General features: G+C 45.6%; 16 protein-coding genes and 1 riboswitch. Of the genes, 15 read left to right on the forward strand and 1 reads right to left on the reverse strand.

Features of this window, described 5'->3' with window-relative positions:
- Nucleotides 1-3: 3 nt before the first annotated feature.
- The 6 genes from murC to lpxC all read left to right on the forward strand — a co-directional run bounded on the left by murC (nt 4) and on the right by lpxC (nt 7,033).
- On the forward strand, nt 4-1,449 hold the full coding sequence (gene murC / locus ACNQO6_RS09340) for a UDP-N-acetylmuramate--L-alanine ligase (protein ID WP_038346325.1): 1,446 nt from the start codon (nt 4-6) through the stop codon (nt 1,447-1,449).
- 109 nt (nt 1,450-1,558) lie between these two features.
- On the forward strand, nt 1,559-2,485 hold the full coding sequence (locus tag ACNQO6_RS09345) for a D-alanine--D-alanine ligase (protein ID WP_440208797.1): 927 nt from the start codon (nt 1,559-1,561) through the stop codon (nt 2,483-2,485).
- 6 nt (nt 2,486-2,491) lie between these two features.
- Complete coding sequence (locus ACNQO6_RS09350) at nt 2,492-3,349, forward strand: cell division protein FtsQ/DivIB (RefSeq protein WP_005282394.1); 858 nt, start codon at nt 2,492-2,494, stop codon at nt 3,347-3,349.
- Nucleotides 3,350-3,410: 61 nt separating this feature from the next.
- Entirely contained in the window at nt 3,411-4,673 is a 1,263-nt protein-coding gene (gene ftsA / locus ACNQO6_RS09355) for a cell division protein FtsA (RefSeq protein WP_005227908.1), read from the forward strand.
- Nucleotides 4,674-4,837: 164 nt separating this feature from the next.
- Complete coding sequence (ftsZ, locus tag ACNQO6_RS09360) at nt 4,838-6,019, forward strand: cell division protein FtsZ (RefSeq protein WP_440208798.1); 1,182 nt, start codon at nt 4,838-4,840, stop codon at nt 6,017-6,019.
- 111 nt (nt 6,020-6,130) lie between these two features.
- Nucleotides 6,131-7,033, forward strand: coding sequence for a UDP-3-O-acyl-N-acetylglucosamine deacetylase (gene lpxC, locus ACNQO6_RS09365; protein ID WP_343579773.1), 903 nt, complete (start codon nt 6,131-6,133; stop codon nt 7,031-7,033).
- Nucleotides 7,034-7,131: 98 nt separating this feature from the next.
- On the opposite strand, the gene ACNQO6_RS09370 is transcribed toward lpxC, so the two are convergent.
- Nucleotides 7,132-7,572 carry a DciA family protein gene (locus ACNQO6_RS09370; protein WP_004776248.1) on the reverse strand — a complete coding sequence of 147 codons (441 nt, stop codon included), beginning with the start codon at nt 7,570-7,572 and terminating at the stop codon, nt 7,132-7,134.
- A gap of 105 nt (nt 7,573-7,677) precedes the next feature.
- Here ACNQO6_RS09370 and ACNQO6_RS09375 point away from each other — a divergent pair, with 105 nt between their 5' ends.
- The 9 genes from ACNQO6_RS09375 to glmM all read left to right on the forward strand — a co-directional run bounded on the left by ACNQO6_RS09375 (nt 7,678) and on the right by glmM (nt 19,066).
- Complete coding sequence (locus ACNQO6_RS09375) at nt 7,678-8,382, forward strand: M23 family metallopeptidase (RefSeq protein ID WP_005227901.1); 705 nt, start codon at nt 7,678-7,680, stop codon at nt 8,380-8,382.
- 205 nt (nt 8,383-8,587) lie between these two features.
- Nucleotides 8,588-11,305, forward strand: coding sequence for a pyruvate dehydrogenase (acetyl-transferring), homodimeric type (gene aceE, locus ACNQO6_RS09380; RefSeq protein WP_440208799.1), 2,718 nt, complete (start codon nt 8,588-8,590; stop codon nt 11,303-11,305).
- 2 nt (nt 11,306-11,307) lie between these two features.
- The gene (locus tag ACNQO6_RS09385) at nt 11,308-13,275 is read left to right on the forward strand and encodes a 2-oxo acid dehydrogenase subunit E2 (protein WP_440208800.1); all 1,968 of its coding nucleotides are present in this window, start codon (nt 11,308-11,310) and stop codon (nt 13,273-13,275) included.
- Nucleotides 13,276-13,413: 138 nt separating this feature from the next.
- Nucleotides 13,414-13,701, forward strand: coding sequence for a hypothetical protein (locus ACNQO6_RS09390; protein WP_440208801.1), 288 nt, complete (start codon nt 13,414-13,416; stop codon nt 13,699-13,701).
- Between the two features lie 34 nt (nt 13,702-13,735).
- Nucleotides 13,736-13,877: riboswitch (yybP-ykoY riboswitch) on the forward strand.
- 83 nt (nt 13,878-13,960) lie between these two features.
- The gene (locus ACNQO6_RS09395; RefSeq protein ID WP_440208802.1) at nt 13,961-14,536 is read left to right on the forward strand and encodes a TMEM165/GDT1 family protein; all 576 of its coding nucleotides are present in this window, start codon (nt 13,961-13,963) and stop codon (nt 14,534-14,536) included.
- 156 nt (nt 14,537-14,692) lie between these two features.
- Entirely contained in the window at nt 14,693-15,499 is an 807-nt protein-coding gene (locus ACNQO6_RS09400) for an MBL fold metallo-hydrolase (protein ID WP_150954191.1), read from the forward strand.
- Nucleotides 15,500-15,626: 127 nt separating this feature from the next.
- Nucleotides 15,627-15,992: a YkgJ family cysteine cluster protein gene (locus ACNQO6_RS09405; protein ID WP_440208803.1), complete on the forward strand. Its 366-nt coding sequence runs from the start codon at nt 15,627-15,629 to the stop codon at nt 15,990-15,992.
- A gap of 141 nt (nt 15,993-16,133) precedes the next feature.
- Nucleotides 16,134-17,600 carry an IMP dehydrogenase gene (guaB, locus tag ACNQO6_RS09410; protein WP_005227887.1) on the forward strand — a complete coding sequence of 489 codons (1,467 nt, stop codon included), beginning with the start codon at nt 16,134-16,136 and terminating at the stop codon, nt 17,598-17,600.
- Nucleotides 17,601-17,728: 128 nt separating this feature from the next.
- On the forward strand, nt 17,729-19,066 hold the full coding sequence (gene glmM, locus ACNQO6_RS09415) for a phosphoglucosamine mutase (RefSeq protein ID WP_343579755.1): 1,338 nt from the start codon (nt 17,729-17,731) through the stop codon (nt 19,064-19,066).
- Nucleotides 19,067-19,069 lie beyond the last annotated feature (3 nt).

Genomic DNA, 19,069 nt, shown 5'->3' on the forward strand with positions numbered 1-19,069 from the left:
TTTATGTCTCCTACAAATCCAAACCAAGCCAAAAAGCTGATTAAAGTGCCAGAAATGCGCCGTATTAAAAATATCCACTTTGTTGGTATTGGAGGGGCGGGGATGTGCGGTATTGCCGAGGTCCTGAGTAACCAGGGCTATAAAATCTCGGGCTCGGACATCAAAGCTTCAAAAACCACAGCTCAGCTTGAAGCCAACGGAATTAAAGTCTATATCGGCCACTCGGCAGAAAATATTAAAAATGCCAATGTGCTGGTGGTTTCGACGGCGATTGACCCTGAAAACCCGGAGATCAAGGCAGCAATTGAACAGCGTACCCCGATCGTGCGTCGTGCAGAAATGCTGGGTGAGTTGATGCGCTATCGCCATGGCATTGCCGTTGCTGGAACCCATGGTAAAACCACCACCACCAGTTTATTGACCACCATGCTGGCAGAAGAAAACCTTGATCCAACCTATGTGATTGGCGGTTTGCTGAATAGTACCGGTGTGAATGCTGCTTTAGGTGAAAGTCGTTTTATTGTGGCAGAAGCGGATGAGTCAGATGCATCTTTTCTGTATTTGCAGCCGATGGCCGCAATTGTAACCAATATCGATGCAGATCACATGGATACCTATGAAGGTAGCTTTGACAAGTTAAAAGATACCTTTATCCAGTTCCTGCATAACCTGCCATTCTATGGCTTGGCTGTGGTGTGTGGGGATGATGCCAATATTCGCGAGATTTTACCGCGTGTGGGGCGTCCGGTATTAACTTACGGCTTTGATGAAGGTAATGACATCCGTGCGATTGATGTTGAGCAGGAAGGTATGCGCTCACACTTTACCGTATTGCGTAAGGATCGCGAACCGTTACGTGTCACCATCAATCAACCGGGTCTGCATAATGTCCTGAATGCACTGGCTGCAATTGGGGTCGCAACCGATGAAGGGGTGTCTGATGGTGCGATTTGCCGTGCACTGGAAGGTTTTAGCGGGGTAGGTCGCCGCTTCCAGGTACAGGGCGAGTTTGAAGTGGGTGACGGACTGGTGAAACTGGTAGATGATTATGGTCATCACCCGAAAGAAGTTGAAGCAACCATTAAGGCAGCCCGTGCCAGCCATCCGGACCGCCGTTTGGTGATGCTGTTCCAGCCCCACCGTTTTAGCCGTACCCGCGACTGTTTTGATGACTTTGTTGATGTGTTATCGCAAGTCGATCAGTTATTATTGCTAGAAGTTTATCCTGCTGGTGAAAAGCCGATTGTCGGTGCCGATAGCCGTGCTCTGGCCCGTAGCATTCGCCTGCGTGGTGAGGTCGAACCGATTCTGGTTGATCCGGTAGAAGGCAATTTGCCGAACGTTTTACAAAAAGTGTTACAAGCAAATGACCTGTTATTAACACAAGGCGCAGGCAACGTGGGGGCAATTTCGGTAGAATTGGCCCAGCATCGCCTGTATGCCGAATAGTTTTAGAAAATTCATCCCGGCCTCCTTCATTAAAAAAAGGAGTGCGCCTTTTTCATAAAGGGACGTTTGGGAAGATTTAGAAATTTAGAAAAGTTTTAAGGATATAAACGTGTCAAATGCTGCAAAATTCGGCAAAGTTGCTGTGTTATTGGGTGGGAAATCGGCTGAGCGTGCTGTGTCATTAGACAGTGGTCAGGCCGTATTAGAGGCCTTGTTACGTTCGGGTGTACAGGCAGAAGCATTTGATCCGCAAGATCGTAGTGTGACTGAACTGGTGGGCTATGACCGTGCTTTTATCGTATTGCATGGCCGTGGCGGTGAAGATGGCCAGATACAAGGCGTATTGGAATGGTTGAATATCCCGTATACCGGGACTGGCGTGCAAGGGTCTGCAATTGGTATGGACAAAGTCAAAACCAAGCAGATCTGGCAAGGCAGTGATTTGCCGACCGCACCTTACCGCATTATCACCAAAGACACTGATTTGGAGCCTGTGATTGCTGAGCTGGGTTTACCAGTCATTATCAAGCCTGTGCATGAAGGTTCCAGCGTTGGCATGAGCAAGGTTGAAAAAGCAGAAGACTTTGCCGCTGCGATTGAAAAAGCAACCCAGCACGATGCTGTGGTGATGGCCGAAAAATGGATTACGGGTCGTGAATTTACCATTTCATTCCTGAATGGCCAGCCTTTGCCGGTGATTCGTTTACAGCCGCCAGCAGATGTGGCCTTCTATGACTATGAGGCAAAATACCAACGTAATGATGTGCAATATGGCATCCCTTGCGGTTTAAGCGAAACGGAAGAGAAAAGCCTGCAAGCCTTGTGTTTGCGTGCATTCCAGGCAGTAGGAGCTGAGGGTTGGGGCCGTATTGATGCCATGCAGGATGAACAGGGCAATTTCTGGTTGCTGGAAGTGAATACCGTTCCAGGCATGACCAGTCACTCTTTGGTGCCGAAAGCAGCGCAGGCCGTTGGTTATAATTTTGATCAGCTCTGTATTGCAATTCTAGAGCAAACTTTAGCACAGCCGGCTTAATTATTTATGGCTCAACTTCCTGCATCCATGCGTCGCAAAACGCGACCCGCCATTAGCTCGATTCACGAGAAACCGCCTTCGCCGAAACAAAAGATGGTGAATGCGGGTGGCTGGGCATTACTTGTTATTGCATTCGCTGTACTGGCATTAGGTCTGTTTGGCTTATATAAAGTCATGACCGATGCCAAAGTGGCAGAGTTGCAGGTGGTGGGCACCAATTCTGAAGTCGAAAATCAGCAATTGGTCAAATACCTAAATCCCGTCATTAAAGATAATTATTTTACTTCGGATTTAGAGCAGATTCGGGATCAGGCATTAAAGGTCTCTTGGGTGGATCGTGTGGTGGTATCACGGGCTTGGCCAAATGCAATTCGGGTGCGAGTAATGCCGCGTCATGCGATTGCACGTTGGGGAACAGGGCGTTTGCTGAGTGATAATGGTGAAGTGTTTAGCGAAGCGGTTCCGCAAGCACATCCAAATCTGCCACTGTTACATGGGCCAGCCAGCCAATCCAAAATGATGATGCGTCGCTATAATGAAATTAACCAGTTATTTCATCCAGCGAATTTAAGATTAAAAGAACTGTATTTAACTGAGCGTATGACCTGGTTTATGCAGTTTGATTCGGGTTTACGGATTATCGTAGATCAGGATCAGACCATGAACAAGCTCCAGCGCTTAAGCCATTTGGCACAGACAGATCTAAAACCTGCATGGTCTAAAATCACGGCAATTGATCTGCGTTACCGCAATGGCCTGGCCATTCAATGGAAAAATGCAGCTCCGCCGAAGATTGTGAATGGTCAGTTAGTTGTAACGATTGATGACACAAGCCTTGCAGGGGCAATTCAGGCAAAGCCATAATACGTGGCTTAAAATAAAGGGCAGTGGTCCTAAACAACACTAAAGATATGGTATTGAAGTAATGAGTGAAGCTGTTCCCTCAGTTGTTGCGATTGATATTGGGACCCATAAAGTCTCAGTCTTGATTGGTAAGGTCCATGCACCGGATAAGATCCAGGTCATTGGCATGGCAACTGCTCGCAACCGAGGCATGGTTAAAGGCAAGATTGTCAGCTTGGACAAGGTCATTGCTGCGATTAAAAATGCAGTATCCGAAGCAGAGGATATGGCAGAATGCCGTATTCATAGCGCATGGGTGTCTATTCCGAGTACTGAATTACAAAGTTTTTATGCATCAGGTCGTACTCCTGTCGCCAACCACGATCATATTATTACGACAAATGAAGTGGTGCGTGCGCTCGAGTTGGCCAAAGCCAGTCATGTCTCACCGGATTATTATCTTGCCAGCGCGGTGCCATTAGGCTTTGAGCTCGGTGATTCGGCTGAATGGGTGCAGAATCCAGTCAATATGTCTGCGCATAGCATGACAGGCCATTATCAGTTGATGATGATGCCGATCAGCACCATGCAAAACCTGGATCGTGCCATGAAAGGGGCCAATATCGGGGTGGAGAAAATGGTGGTGTCTTGCTTGGCAACAGCTGAGGCAAGTCTGCTCAAAGATGAAAAAGAATATGGTGTCTGTCTGGTCGATATTGGCGCAGGCATTACCAATATTGCGGTGTATCTGGATGGTCGTCTGGCACTCGCACGGACCTTGCCGCGTGGTGGTGAGAATGTCACCCGTGATATTGCAGCTGTTTTACAAACCACCACTGAAGAAGCTGAACGCATCAAGATTTTACATGGTTGTGTCGATCTGAGTGTGGTGAAACCAGACCATATGATTCAGGTGCAAGGTATTGATGGTACACAAACCATCAGTCGTATTGAGCTTGCAGAAATCATTATTGCACGTTATGAAGAAATCTTTGCTTCAATTCGTGAAGAACTGGAGCATAGTGGTGCGATTCATGGTTTGTATCATGGTGTGGTGCTGACCGGAGATGCCTGTCAAATTGAAGGCATGGTGAATCTGGCACGCCGTACGCTCGGTGTATCTGCACATCTGGGTAATCCTCCGTTGCAAGTGTATGCTGAGGATCAGCACTTACCCGCCTTGCGTCGTTCAATGTACGCCACTGCGGCAGGTCTGTTGATGTTTAGCCAGAGTGATTTGCAGGATACGGTCGAAGAACCAGAAGAGGCTAGCGATCGTAGTTTTGTTGATCGGGTTGCCAATGGTTGGAATGCATTAAATAGCAAATTAAAGGCCATCTTTTAAGTTGTAGTTATTTTTGGGAAAATTTGTTAGGAAGTTGTTCTAAATCTGCCACTGTACTTGACAATCTGGTGATTATTGAACAGCATCCTAAACATCAGTTGTTTAAAAATCAGGGCAGTAACGGGCTGAAGTAACTGCCATTAATATTAGGAAATCTAAAGGTCATGGCCTCATTTGAATTTATAGAAGATGAACTAGACAATGGCAACGGTCAAGCCCGTTTCACAGTATTTGGTGTGGGTGGTGGTGGCGGTAATGCCGTTCAGCACATGGCCCAGTCAGATATTCAAGGTGTAAAGTTCGTTTGTGCCAATACAGATAAACAAGCACTGGACAGTATGAACGCGCCATTCAAAATTCAATTGGGTGAACAAAGTACGCGTGGTTTAGGTGCCGGTGCGAATCCGGAAGTGGGTCAAATCGCAGCTGAAGAAAGCCGTGATGTGATCCGTCAGCACCTTGAAGGGACTGATATGGTCTTCGTTACCGCTGGTATGGGCGGTGGTACAGGTACAGGTGCTGCACCCGTGGTTGCTGAAGTTGCCAAAGAGATGGGCATTCTGACTGTTGGTGTGGTAACCACCCCATTCAACTTTGAAGGCCGTCGCCGTCAAAAGTCTGCTGAAAAAGGCATTGATGCATTAGAAGCACATGTTGATTCACTGATTATCATTCCGAACCAGCGCTTACTCAGCGTATATGGTGATATTTCAATGAAAGATGCCTATAAAAAGGCAGATGATGTATTGTTGAATGCAGTTCGCAGTATTTTTGACCTTGTGGTCAATCGTGGTCATATTAACCTCGACTTCGCTGATTTGAAAACAGCGATGAGTACACGTGGTTATGCCATGATGGGTGCTGGTTTAGGTCGTGGTGAAGATCGTGCCCGCCAAGCCGCTGAACAGGCGATCCGTAGCCCGTTGCTTGATAATGTGAATATTATCAATGCGAAAGGTGTATTGATTAATATTACCGGTGGTGATGATATTACCCTGCGTGAAACCGAGATCATTACCGATGTGGTGAACCAGATTGTTGACCTTGATGAAGGTGAGATCTTCTACGGTACGGTATTTGACCCGGATGCGCGTGATGAACTTCGTGTTACAGTTATAGCGACGGGCTTAACGCGTAATGCGAGTGAAGTGGACCAGAAAAGACGTACTTCAGCTTCACATGTAAGTGCTTCTCAAGTGGCCCAACAACCGGTTGATGAAGATGATGTTCCAGCGATCAGTAAACGTGCAAATGTAGACGCTCCTGCGAGTACTACCGCAAGTTCTACGCCACGTTCATCACCAATGAGTATTCAAGACTACCTGAAAAATCAGCAGCGTAAATAATAAAATCAGTTATTTAGCGAAAGGAGGCAATTAATTGCCTCCTTTTTTATTTTTTTAAAATGGCAAAATATGCTAAGTTATATCGGTTTTTGCAAATGAAGTTGGTATGGCATGTTGAAACAACGTACTCTCAAGCGTGTGGTGAAAGCGAGCGGGATTGGTTTGCACAGTGGTCAAAAGGTGCTGATCAATTTTGTTCCACACCATATTGATGGAGGTATTGTCTTTCGCCGTATTGACTTAAATCCCCCTGTTGATATTCCGGCCAATGCCTTGCTGATCCAAGAAGCATTTATGTGTTCAAATCTGGTACGCGATGACATAAAAGTAGGCACCATTGAACATGTCATGAGTGCGATTGCCGGATTGGGAATTGATAACCTGATTGTCGAAGTCTCTGCTTCAGAAGTCCCGATTATGGATGGTAGTGCAGGGCCTTTTATCTATCTGCTGATGCAAGGTGAGCTGGCAGAGCAAGATGCGCCAAAGAAGTTCATCCGCATTTTAAAGCCCGTTGAGGCTTTAATCGATGATAAAAAGGCGATTTTCAAGCCTCATTCGGGTTTCCAGCTCAACTTCACCATCGACTTTGACCATCCTGCCTTTGCCAAGGAATACCAGTCAGCCACGATTGACTTCTCGACTGAAACCTTCGTTTATGAGGTTAGTGAGGCGCGAACCTTTGGTTTTATGAAAGATCTGGATTATCTCAAAGCCAATAACCTGGCCTTGGGTGCGAGTCTGGATAATGCGATTGGCGTTGATGATACCGGTGTGGTCAATGAGGAAGGATTGCGCTTCGCCGACGAATTTGTACGTCACAAGATTTTAGATGCAGTGGGCGACTTATATTTGCTTGGTCATCAGATTATTGCCAAGTTTGATGGCTATAAATCGGGTCATGCTTTGAATAATCAGTTATTACGCAATGTTCAAAATGATCCAAGCAGCTATGAAATTGTAACATTTAATAACGAGAATGATTGTCCGATTCCGTATGTAAGTGTGACATAAGTCATTGTCTTTTATTGGCTATGTTATATTATAACAAACGAAACTGAGATTTTTGTCACAAAATATACTGATGTGTTTTGATACTTCATGTATGAAGTTTACTTTTTATTGCTTGCCAAACGTAGTAGAGCTTGGCTAAGCTTAGGGTCGCTCACATATTCAGCGGCGCTGCGCAATTGCTCTTGGGTCTCTGATGTAAGTGCTTTTGTTGGGGGAGAGGGTTCACGAGAAACAGCCTTTTTGTTTCTTAAGCGAACTTGGATTTTTCGTAATTCCTTGAGTCCTTCGAGCTGAGCTAACTGCGCAACATAGTTGCTTTGTAAATAGCTGAGTTGACTAATCATCGCTTGATTTTCACCAGTAATGATCAAAACACCATGTTGATAACAAACAACTTGCCATTGCTCTGGTTGGGGCAATAACGGTTGAATAATTTTCGTAAGTTGTTTCCATTGCGTAACTTGCGTTGTCAGAAACGTTAAGTTTCCAGTTTTTATGTGTTGTCCTTTCTGTTGGAAAACGTTGTTAGGCTCAGACATAGAACTTCCTCGGAGGTAATGTGTCCATCTTAAGCGTTTGGTTCAACTGTTATCAAGGAAGAGATGATAAAGGAACGTTTGAAGGACGGTTTCAAGAGGTTTTTTATGCATCATACGCGTCGTATTTTACTCGCATTTTCATTGGCTGCTTCAGCTGCTTCGGTTGCTTTTGCAGACTATCAGAACATTGGTCAGTCAACAGGTGATGACCGCTTAGAGCAATTATCAAAAACCCTGGCTCAAGGTTCTTATACTCATTCTGCAGATATGGATCTGCCAGCTATTTCGAATGTGTCAGTTAAATTACGTGAAAAAACCATTGAATTGAACAATGCGACGATCGAAAAGAAATACGGTCGTTCCGCGGTTTCATCTCAAGACAATGCGTCTTCTTCGTTTTCTGCAAATACCGGTTATTCTTGGTTGGTCAGCCATCCATTACAGGAAGGTCGCGTGAGTTCTTCTTGGGGAACACGTACTTTATTGGGTTCAACCCGCCATCATTCAGGCGTTGATCTTGCTGCACCATCAGGCACACCAATTTATTCAACAGGCCCAGGTGTCGTGACCAAATCAGGCTGGGGCACGGGTTATGGTCAATACGTTGAAATTGATCATGGCAATGGTTATATCACTCGCTATGCCCATGCATCACGTCTGATCGTGAACGCAGGCGACCGTGTTAGCGCGGGTGAGCATATCGCCAATGTTGGTTGTACAGGCCGTTGTACTGGACCGCATTTACATTTTGAAGTGGTGAAAGATGGTCAACGTAAAAACCCGTCAACTTACCTTGCCATGTTGCCTTAATGTAATTTGTTAACAGTTGTATATAAATATTAAGAGAAAATCGCCTTTATTGGCGATTTTTTATGTTTTTTGTTTCAATTCGGTCAATGACTATTTTGTCAGAAAATAATAAGGCGTTTTCCATTCAGCCAGAGCCATACCCCTTAGAAAGCAAAACATGATAAAAATAGGGTCGACAAATAACTTAAGGGAAAAGGTGAATTGTATGGCGTTTTATGGCGACTCTGACGCGCAAGAAACCCAAGAATGGCAAGAAGCATTTGATTCTGTTTTACAACACATGGGCACGGAACGAGCTGCTTTCTTACTAGAAAAACTCTATCAACGGGCAATTGCGAAACATGTGCCAATCCAGCGCTTAAATACACCTTACCTCAACACCATCTCAGTTGAAGAACAACCAGCAATGCCTGGCGATCAGGATATGGAACGCCGTATCCGTGCCTTGATCCGCTGGAATGCTTTGGCAATGGTATTACGTGCGAACAAGACCGGAGATGATCTGGGTGGTCACCTTGCCAGTTTCGCATCGTCTGCAACCTTGTATGATGTTGGTTTTAACCATTTCTTCCGCGCCGCCTCGAACAACTTTGGCGGCGACATGATTTATTACCAAGGCCACTGTGCGCCTGGTATTTATGCACGTTCTTTCCTTGAAGGGCGTTTAAACGAAGAACAGCTCAGTAATTTCCGTCGTGAAGTTGGCGGTAACGGTTTACCAAGCTATCCACATCCCTATTTAATGCCGGACTACTGGCAGTTCCCGACCGTATCGATGGGTCTGGGTCCAATCATGTCGATCTATCAGGCACATATTCAGAAATATTTGATGAATCGTGGCCTGATCAAAGAAGAAGACCGTAAAGTCTGGGCATATCTGGGCGATGGTGAAATGGATGAGCCAGAAAGTACGGGTGCAATTTCACTGGCAGGTCGTGAAAAGCTTGATAACCTGATTTGGGTGGTGAACTGTAACTTACAGCGTCTGGATGGTCCGGTACGTGGTAACGGTAAAATCATTCAAGAATTAGAATCTTTATTCCGTGGTGCGGGCTGGCGTGTCATTAAAGTCGTCTGGGGCCGTCATTGGGATCCGCTCCTTGCCAAAGACAAGTCTGGTGCTTTAAAGGCGGTGATGGAAGAAACTGTTGATGGTGAGTACCAACGCTATCAAGTGAAAGGCGGTGCATATACACGCGAGAAATTCTTTGGCAAGTACCCAGAAGCTGCGGAACTGGTCAAAGATTTAAGCGATGAAGACATCGACAACCTTAACCGTGGTGGTCATGACCCGTACAAAGTGTTTGCTGCCTATGCAGAAGCAATGAAAGCCAAAGGTCAACCAACCGTTATTCTGGCGAAAACAGTTAAAGGTTATGGTTTGTCTGAAGAAATTGAAGCGGTGAACAAAACTCACCAAATCAAGAAAATGCAGATCGACTCTTTAAAATATGTACGTGACCGTTTTAACTTGCCATTTACAGACGATAAGTTAGAAGAGCTTCCATTCTATCGCCCAAGTGAAAACTCTCCAGAAATGAAGTACATGAAGGCGCGTCGTGAAGCATTAGGCGGGTACCTGCCTGCACGTCGTAAAGAGAGTGAAACTTTAGCGATTCCTGAATTATCAGTATTTGATGCGGTATTAAATGGTTCTGGTGGTAAAGAGCAATCGACCACGATGCTGATGGTGCGTTTAATTGCTGCTTTACTGAAAGAAAAAGCCATTAAAGACCGCGTCGTGCCAATTGTTCCGGATGAAGCACGTACATTTGGTTTAGAAGGGATGTTCCGTCAGCTGGGTATTTATGCCGCTCACGGTCAAAAATATACTCCGGAAGACCAAGAACAGTTAATGCATTACCGTGAAGCAAGTGACGGTCACATGCTGCAAGAAGGAATTAACGAAGCGGGTGCGATGAGCGCTTGGGCTGCGTTGGCAACCAGTTATTCAACCAATAACTTGCCAATGATTCCAATGTACATGTACTACTCAATGTTCGGTTTCCAGCGTATTGGCGACATTGCATGGGCTGCGGGTGATGCACAGGCACAAGGTTTCTTGTTGGGCGCGACTGCTGGCCGTACCACATTGAATGGTGAAGGTTTACAGCATCAGGATGGTCATTCACATATCTTGGCGAACACAATTCCAAACTGTGTATCTTATGATCCATGTTTTGGTTATGAATTGGCTGTGATCGTACACGACGGTTTACAACGTATGTATGTGAACCAAGAGCGTGTGTTCTATTACCTCACTGTAATGAACGAAAACTACGAGCATCCTGCAATGCCAGAAGGCGCTGAGGAAGGTATTAAACGTGGTATGTACCTGTTCGAAAAAGATGAAAAAGCAACGGTTCAATTAATGGGTTCAGGCGTTATTCTGCGTGAAGTGATTAAAGCTGCGAAAATCTTACATGATGAATACCAGATTCACTCAAACGTTTGGAGTGTCACCAGCTTCAATGAGTTGTCACGTGACGGTATGGCATGTGAAGAATACAACCGTTTACACCCACTGACTGAAGAAGTGAAAGAGTCTTGGGTATCGAAACAGTTACGTGGTACCGAAGGTATCGTTGTTTCTGCGACAGACCATATGCGTGCGTATAGCGAACAAATCCGTGCCTATCTTCCAGATGGTCGTCCATTTGTTGCATTAGGTACAGATGGTTACGGGCGTTCAGATACACGTGCAAACTTACGTAGTTTCTTTGGTGTTGATGCTGCACATATCGTTGTTGCGACGTTGAAAAAACTCGCTGACGAAGGTGAAGTCGATGCACGTTTAGTCAAAGATGCCATTTCTAACTTTGAGTTAGATACCGACCGTCCAGTTGCATGGGCACCACAAGCGCATCCGGAAGTTCAGGCCGTTGCTGAATACAATGAAACACAAACAGGTGAGGGGAAATAATCATGCAAATCCAAGCACCTGATATTGGCGTAGATAAAGCGCTTGTTGCAGAAATCTTGGTCAAAGTAGGCGACCATGTTGCAGTTGACGATAGTCTTCTGGTGTTAGAGTCAGATAAGGCAACGGTAGAAGTACCAAGCACTGCGGCAGGGATCGTGAAAAGTATTCTGGTTCAACAGGGTGATGAAGTTACTGAAGGCGTCGCATTGATTGAACTAGAGTCAGAGTCTGCTGCTGAAGCCCCTGCGAATGAAGCACCGAAAGCCGAAGCACCAAAAGCAGAAGCGAAACCTGTCGAAGCTGAAACAAAAGCACAACCCGCTGCCGCTCCAACAGCGACAGCAAGCCAAGTTGTGGATGTCAAAGTTCCAGATATTGGTGTAGAAAAAGCCTTGGTTGCAGAAGTACTGGTCAAAGTTGGTGATCAGATTGAACCGGAACAAAGTATTGTTGTAGTTGAATCGGATAAGGCGACGGTAGAAGTACCAAGCTCGGTTGCGGGGATTGTGGAAGCGATCCAGATTAAAGAAGGCGACAGCATCAAAGAAGGTGTGGTCTTAATTCAGGTGAAGACAGCTGCTCATGCAGCATCAGAACCGGAACCGCAAGCTGCCCCAGCTCAAACAGAAGCGCCTGTCGCAACGACTGAAGCACCAGCTGCAAGCAATACCTCAACAGGTAATGTTGAAATTGAAGTACCAGATCTAGGTGTAGAAAAAGCACTTGTTTCAGAAATTCTGGTCAATGTCGGTGATCGCGTTGAAGCTCAACAAAGCCTATGCGTGGTTGAGTCGGATAAGGCATCTGTTGAAGTGCCAAGCTCGGTCGCAGGGATTGTGAAAGCAATCCATGTCTCTGCCAATCAAGAAGTGCGTCAAGGCGTGGCTTTGGCAACAATTGAGGTAAGTGGTCAGGCTGCTGCTCCAGCAGCACCAAAAGCTCAAGCAGCCGCAGCGCCGGCTACGCAAGCAGCACCAGCAAAACCACAGGCAGCAGCGACAGCAGCACCAAGTGCGCCAGCGCAAGCTGAGAAGCTGACCAAAGCGCAAGAAGCAGAAAATGCCAAGGTGTATGCAGGCCCTGCCGTGCGTAAACTGGCACGTGAACTTGGCGTTGTTCTTGGTCAGGTGAAGGCTTCAGGTGAACATGGTCGTGTAATGAAGGATGATGTTTTTGCTTATGTAAAAGCACGTCTCACGACATCACAGCCAGCACCTTCTGCGCAAGCAGCACCAGTGGCGTCAGGCTTACCGAAGTTGCCGGACTTTAGTGCCTTTGGTGGCGGTGAAGTGAAAGCCATGACGCGTTTACAGCAAGTGTCTGTACCGCAATTGTCATTGAATAACTTTATTCCCCAAGTTACACAGTTCGATTTGGCCGATATCACCGAGCTTGAAGCGTGGCGTGGTGAGCTGAAGGATGGCTTTAAAAAGCAAGGTCTGAGCTTAACGATCTTGGCCTTTATTGCCAAAGCAGTTGCGCACTTGCTAAAAGAAGAACCTTATTTCGCAGGCCATTTGGCGGATGATCAGAAATCAGTACTGTTACGTAATGAAATCCATATGGGCATTGCGGTTGCGACCCCAGATGGTTTGACTGTTCCAGTACTGCGTAATCCTGACCAGAAATCAATTAAGCAAATCGCGACTGAACTGGCTGAACTGAGCCAGAAAGCACGTGACCGCAAATTGTCGCCGAAAGATTTGCAAGGTGCCAACTTCACCATTACCAGCTTAGGCAGTATTGGTGGAACGGCCTTTACGCCATTGGTGAACTGGCCACAGGTTGCGATTTTAGGTATTTCACCTGCAACCATGCAACCGGTATGGAATGGTAAAGACTTTGATCCGCGTTTGATGTTGCCATTGTCATTGTCTTATGACCATCGTGTCATTAATGGTGCGGATGCAGCACGCTTTACCAATAAGCTGACCAAGTTACTCAAAGACATTCGTAGCTTATTGCTCTAATTGCTTTTGAATCTACAAAACCTCGCTTTGGCGGGGTTTTCTATTTTTAGGGTGACAAAATTGTGGCTTTATTTGTAAACACTTTTCTCTAGAATACGGTTCTATCTATAAGAAATTTCTTTGAGATCGGGAGCAAGGATGTTGATGACATATCGGGTAATGTTGCCGCTATTGCTTGTGGTTTTTGTATTGATGGGCTTATGGGTGAGTTTCTTGCATTTCCCTTGGGACTGGGTCATGTATGCCGTCATGGGGCTGGAAGTGCTGGTGGCGACCGTGGTGATGGCAATGGAATATCAGGCACAGCATGTCGGTGGTGCAAGTGGCTGGGGCAGTTCCGGTTTTCTCGGTCTTAGTACCTGTCTGGCATTTGTTCTGGGGCTGGCCCGTCTCTTGGTCTGGAGTTACCAAAAATTTTGGGCTTAACGATTCAAAAGCATTTTATTGTTTGCTAGAATAGCCTTACTTCATTGGGGAGTAGCCGCTCTTTACGCAAAGTAAAGAGGTGATGATCAACATAATTGTTCAACCGAACATGGTCATCATAGCAAAGAACCAAGAACAGCTTTTCAGCTGTGCTTTTGTTGGCAAGACCTTTGATTTACCACTCTGCATCAATCTATTTGATTTTGGCTAGCAGGAGGGGTAGGTCATCGGTATATTTTGCTAGCCAGAGCATTCAACCATGTATGAATTCCTCATCTCCACATCAATTGTTGCCCTTGCTGAAATGGGCGATAAAACCCAATTGCTGGCATTATTACTGGCGGCGCGTTTCCGTAAACCTGTTCCGATCTTGATTGCCATCCTGCTTGCGACCACCATTAACCATGGTATTTCGGCTGTGTTGGGGCAATGGATTACCACCGTACTCAGTCCTGAAATCCTGTTGTGGATTCTCGCCCTAGGCTTTATCGGCATGGCGATCTGGATGCTGATTCCGGATGAATTGGGTGATGAAAGTGAAAGCATCAATAAATGGCAGAAATTTGGGGTTTTTGGTGCCACCTTCATCTTATTCTTCTTGGCTGAAATTGGTGATAAAACCCAGATTGCAACCGTAGCTTTGGCGGCACGTTTTGACAGTGTATTCTGGGTTATGTGTGGAACGACATTCGGCATGATGCTTGCCAATGCACCGGCTGTGTTTATTGGCGATAAACTCGCGGATAAATTACCGATTTCCTTGATCCATAAAATTGGTGCTGCAATTTTCCTGGTGGTGGGTGTCTCAACCTTAGCGCAGCATTATTTCTTCTAATTGAGTTAGAACCTGAAAAAACCCGTCTAGTCGTGACGGGTTTTTTTATAAATAATGATAAAAATCTAAACTCTGATTGAAACATGTATTAAATCCCATTATTTTATTATGGAATTAAAAAATATTTCATATTTAAAGAATTTTTCTGGGGTAGCTATGAGTTTCGAGCGCACAACGTCACAAATATTGTTTGATAATGGCACACATAAATGCATCAGTTTTACCAGTCTGGTCAAAGGGGAAGGCATTCAGGCCAATCAGTTTTTAATTATTGACCATGATCGGGCCGCGGTTTTAGATCCGGGCGGTGACCTGACCTATGTGCCTTTAACCATGGAACTGAACCGTTATACCAAACTAAAAAATCTGGATTATGTGATGGCCTCCCATCAAGATCCTGACATTATTACCTCGATGCCCCGCTGGCTGGTCTATACCGATGCCAAAGTGGTGGCTTCCAAGTTATGGGCACGCTTTTTACCGCATCTGAATTCGGCCTTTATGAGTGACCGTATGAAAGGCAATTGGGAAGAGCGCCTGATTGAGCTATCAGATACAGGACAAGTCATTCCTCTCGGTGAAGCTTCGATTGTGGCTGTGCCTGCACATTTCCTGCACTCGGTTGGAAATTTCCAGTTCTATGATCCGACTGCAAAAATTTTATTTTCAGGTGATATGGGGGCTTCAATTGTCGAAGATGCCAGCTTACCGATTACTGACTTTGATGCCCACATCAAAAAAATGAAAGGTTTTCACCAGCGTTATATGTGTTCCAATAAAGTCATCCGTCTCTGGGTCAATATGGTTCGGCAGATGGATCTTGAAATGATTGTGCCTCAGCATGGGACCGCTTTTGTTGGTAAAGCGATGATCAATCAGTTCTTGGATTGGATCGAAACGCTGGAATGTGGTGTAGATCTGATGAATGAATATGTGTTCAGTCTGCCGGCTGAAATGAGCTAAATGTCCGGGGTTGGAAAATGACTGGAAAATACATCAATCACTGATCAGACACTCTTGTCGGCAGGCATAAATTTTCTTAGGATTTATCGGATCAAGGATTGAATCTGATAACGAGAATTTTAACAAAATGTTGTCTCAAATTGCGACCCCCGATGCCTGTGTCAGTTGTGGTGCCTGCTGTGCAAATTACCGTGTCTCTTTCTATTGGGCTGAGGCAGAGCTGATCCCTGAACACATGGTTGAGCCGTTGACCGCGGTCTACTCATGTATGAAAGGGACCAATCAGGCACAAGTCAAATGTGTAGCCTTGCAAGGTGAGGTGGGGCAGCAAGTTAGTTGTTCCATCTATCCAGTTCGGAGCTCAAGTTGTAAGGAAGTACAGATTGCCGATTCGCACTGTAACAAGGCACGGCTGGCGCATAACCTGATCCCGCTGGTTGCGATTGACCAGCAGTCCTCTGAAAATAATGACAATTATGATCAGGTTTGCTAAGGGGATGTATTTGATTAGAAGGGTAAAACTCTCTAGCTGAAAGCTTTTTAAACAACGATTGAAATTATTTTCATCATAGAAAATGAAAATCACATCGAAATTTGTTTATAATAGCTCACGGAAATTACCAGTGAGATTGTTATGCTGACCATCGTTCAAGAAGCGTTAACCTTCGATGATGTCTTATTACTTCCTGCCTACTCAACTGTTCTCCCAAAAGATGTCTCCTTAAAGACACGTTTAACTCGCGGAATTCAACTTAATATCCCTCTCGTTTCTGCTGCAATGGATACCGTGACTGAATCACGTATGGCGATTGCAATGGCGCAAAACGGTGGTATAGGTATTTTGCACAAAAACATGGATATCGCAGCACAAGCTGCTGAAGTCCGTCGTGTGAAAAAATTTGAAGCAGGTATGGTGAAAGATCCAATCACTGTATCACCTGAGACAACAGTGCGTGAACTGATTGCGATTACCCAGGCCAATAATATTAGCGGCGTGCCTGTTGTGAAAGACGGCAAAGTGGTGGGGATTGTCACAGGGCGTGATACACGTTTTGAAACCAATCTTGAACAGCCTGTAAGCAACATCATGACCGGTCAAGACCGTTTGGTGACTGTTCGTGAAGGTGAATCAAAAGAAAATATCCAAGCTTTGCTACAAAAGCATCGTATTGAAAAAGTGTTGGTGATTGGTGAGAACCATGAGCTTAAAGGTCTAATTACGGTGACTGATTTCCGTAAAGCCGAAAGCTATCCAAACAGCTGTAAAGATGATTTAGGTCGTTTACGTGTCGGCGCTGCAGTCGGTACCGGTGCTGAAACTCCAAGCCGTGTAGAGGCCTTGGTTGAGGCGGGTGTCGATGCGATTGTAGTTGATACGGCGCATGGTCATTCTGCAGGTGTGATTGAACGCGTACGTTGGGTAAAAGCCAACTACCCACAAGTTCAAGTGATTGGTGGCAACATTGCAACGGGTGATGCAGCGTTGGCATTGCTTGATGCCGGTGCAGATGCGGTCAAAGTCGGTATTGGTCCAGGTTCAATTTGTACGACGCGTATCGTGGCTGGTATTGGCATGCCACAGATTTCTGCGATTGACAGCGTTGCCAATGCATTGAAAGATCAGATTCCTTTGATTGCAGATGGCGGTATCCGTTTCTCTGGCGATATGGCAAAAGCAATCGGCGCGGGTGCGAGTACGATTATGGTCGGTTCACTCCTTGCTGGTACTGAAGAAGCGCCTGGTGAGGTTGAGTTCTTCCAGGGCCGTTACTACAAAGCTTACCGTGGTATGGGTTCATTAGGTGCGATGGCTGGTGTATCCGGTTCTGCGGACCGTTACTTCCAGGACGCTAAAGCAGGTGCTGAGAAGTTAGTGCCAGAAGGTATTGAAGGCCGCGTGCCATATAAAGGTCCAATGGGGAACATTGTTCATCAAATGATGGGTGGCTTACGTTCATCAATGGGCTATACCGGTTCATCTGTGATTGAAGATCTTCGTCAAAATGCGAAATTTGTGAAAATTACTTCAGCAGGTATGTCTGAATCACATGTGCATGATGTAACCATTACCAAGGAAGCACCAAACTACCGAGTTGGTTGATTTTTGGTAATTTTGCCGATCGAAAAACCGTCAGTGTACTGACGGTTTTTTTTGTTTTGGTGTAAAGTGATCAAGATGAAGAAGGATATGGTTACAGACCATATAAAAGATAAGAAAGTGAGTAAAACATGAGCTATTTTGGTACTGATGGAATTCGAGGCAAGTTTGGACAAATGCCAATTACCCCAGAGTTCGCATTAAAACTAGGTTTTGCCGCAGGAACAGTATTAAAAAGAAATAGTCCGAAAAGTAAGCCGATCGTAGTATTAGGGAAAGATACCCGTTTATCTGGCTATATTCTGGAAGCTGCTCTACAGGCTGGCTTGAATGCCGCAGGTGTTTATGTACATCTGTTAGGTCCTTTGCCAACACCAGCGATTGCACATTTAACCCGCGCACTACATGCGCATGCAGGTATCGTCATTTCAGCGTCGCATAATCCATATTTCGATAACGGGATTAAATTTTTCTCCAGTGAAGGCAAGAAATTACCTGATGCCATTCAGGATCAGATCAATCAGGAATTAGAGAAAGAACTGGTCATTGAAGATACGGCAAATCTCGGGAAAAGCGTGCGTGTCAAAGATGCCAATGGTCGCTATATCGAATTTTGTAAATCGACATTCCCTTACCATTTCGACCTGCGTAATTTGAAAATCGTGGTGGATTGTGCCAATGGCGCTGCCTATAGCGTTGGGCCATCAGTATTTCGTGAATTAGGCGCGAAAGTTATTCCACTGTTTAATGAGCCAGATGGTTTAAACATCAATGAAAACTGCGGTTCAACTCATCCTGAGCAATTGCAAAAAGCAGTAGTAGCCCATCAGGCCGATCTGGGGATTGCATTTGATGGTGATGCAGACCGTGTGGTCATGGTGGATAAACACGGGCAACTGGTTGATGGTGACCATATCCTGTATATCCTTGCGACACAGGCAAACCACAAGCCAGCAGGCGTTGTCGGTACTGTGATGAGCAATATGGCGCTGGAACTGGCCTTACAACAGGCTGAGGTTGGCTTTGTCCGTGCCAAAGTGGGTGACCGCTATGTATTACAGGCATTGGAAGAAAATAACTGGGTTACAGGTGGCGAACCTTCAGGTCATATCCTGACGCTGGATAAGAGTACCACTGGTGATGCGATCATTGCGGCACTTCAGGTGTTAACCGTAATGGTGGAACAAGGTAAGGCTTTACATGAACTGGTTGCAGGCTTTGAACTATTCCCGCAAGTCTTGGTCAATGTGCGTCTACAGGACATGATTGACCCTTATTCGATTCCTGCGCTGGTGGCAGAGTTTGAAAAAGCAGAGCAGCAACTCAAAGGCCGTGGTCGACTCTTGATTCGTAAGTCAGGCACTGAACCTGTTATTCGTGTCATGGTGGAAGGTGATCAACAGCAAGAAGTTGAAGCATTGGCGAACCATTTGGCTGATGCGGTCCGTGCTCACGCCCAAGCTGCTTAAGAG

Source organism: Acinetobacter calcoaceticus (assembly GCF_051947995.1).
In the GTDB taxonomy this organism is placed as follows: domain Bacteria; phylum Pseudomonadota; class Gammaproteobacteria; order Pseudomonadales; family Moraxellaceae; genus Acinetobacter.

Excerpts from the sequence above, each read along its gene's own strand:
- aceE (WP_440208799.1), top strand. The coding sequence starts at position 8,588 with ATGGCGTTTTATGGCGACTCTGACGCGCAAGAAACCCAAGAATGGCAA.
- ACNQO6_RS09390 (WP_440208801.1), top strand. The coding sequence starts at position 13,414 with ATGTTGATGACATATCGGGTAATGTTGCCGCTATTGCTTGTGGTTTTT.
- ACNQO6_RS09370 (WP_004776248.1), bottom strand. The coding sequence starts at position 7,572 with ATGTCTGAGCCTAACAACGTTTTCCAACAGAAAGGACAACACATAAAA.
- glmM (WP_343579755.1), top strand. The coding sequence starts at position 17,729 with ATGAGCTATTTTGGTACTGATGGAATTCGAGGCAAGTTTGGACAAATG.
- ftsA (WP_005227908.1), top strand. The coding sequence starts at position 3,411 with ATGAGTGAAGCTGTTCCCTCAGTTGTTGCGATTGATATTGGGACCCAT.
- ACNQO6_RS09375 (WP_005227901.1), top strand. The coding sequence starts at position 7,678 with ATGCATCATACGCGTCGTATTTTACTCGCATTTTCATTGGCTGCTTCA.
- lpxC (WP_343579773.1), top strand. The coding sequence starts at position 6,131 with ATGTTGAAACAACGTACTCTCAAGCGTGTGGTGAAAGCGAGCGGGATT.
- ACNQO6_RS09350 (WP_005282394.1), top strand. The coding sequence starts at position 2,492 with ATGGCTCAACTTCCTGCATCCATGCGTCGCAAAACGCGACCCGCCATT.
- ACNQO6_RS09400 (WP_150954191.1), top strand. The coding sequence starts at position 14,693 with ATGAGTTTCGAGCGCACAACGTCACAAATATTGTTTGATAATGGCACA.
- ACNQO6_RS09395 (WP_440208802.1), top strand. The coding sequence starts at position 13,961 with ATGTATGAATTCCTCATCTCCACATCAATTGTTGCCCTTGCTGAAATG.
- ftsZ (WP_440208798.1), top strand. The coding sequence starts at position 4,838 with ATGGCCTCATTTGAATTTATAGAAGATGAACTAGACAATGGCAACGGT.
- ACNQO6_RS09385 (WP_440208800.1), top strand. The coding sequence starts at position 11,308 with ATGCAAATCCAAGCACCTGATATTGGCGTAGATAAAGCGCTTGTTGCA.
- ACNQO6_RS09405 (WP_440208803.1), top strand. The coding sequence starts at position 15,627 with ATGTTGTCTCAAATTGCGACCCCCGATGCCTGTGTCAGTTGTGGTGCC.
- murC (WP_038346325.1), top strand. The coding sequence starts at position 4 with ATGTCTCCTACAAATCCAAACCAAGCCAAAAAGCTGATTAAAGTGCCA.
- guaB (WP_005227887.1), top strand. The coding sequence starts at position 16,134 with ATGCTGACCATCGTTCAAGAAGCGTTAACCTTCGATGATGTCTTATTA.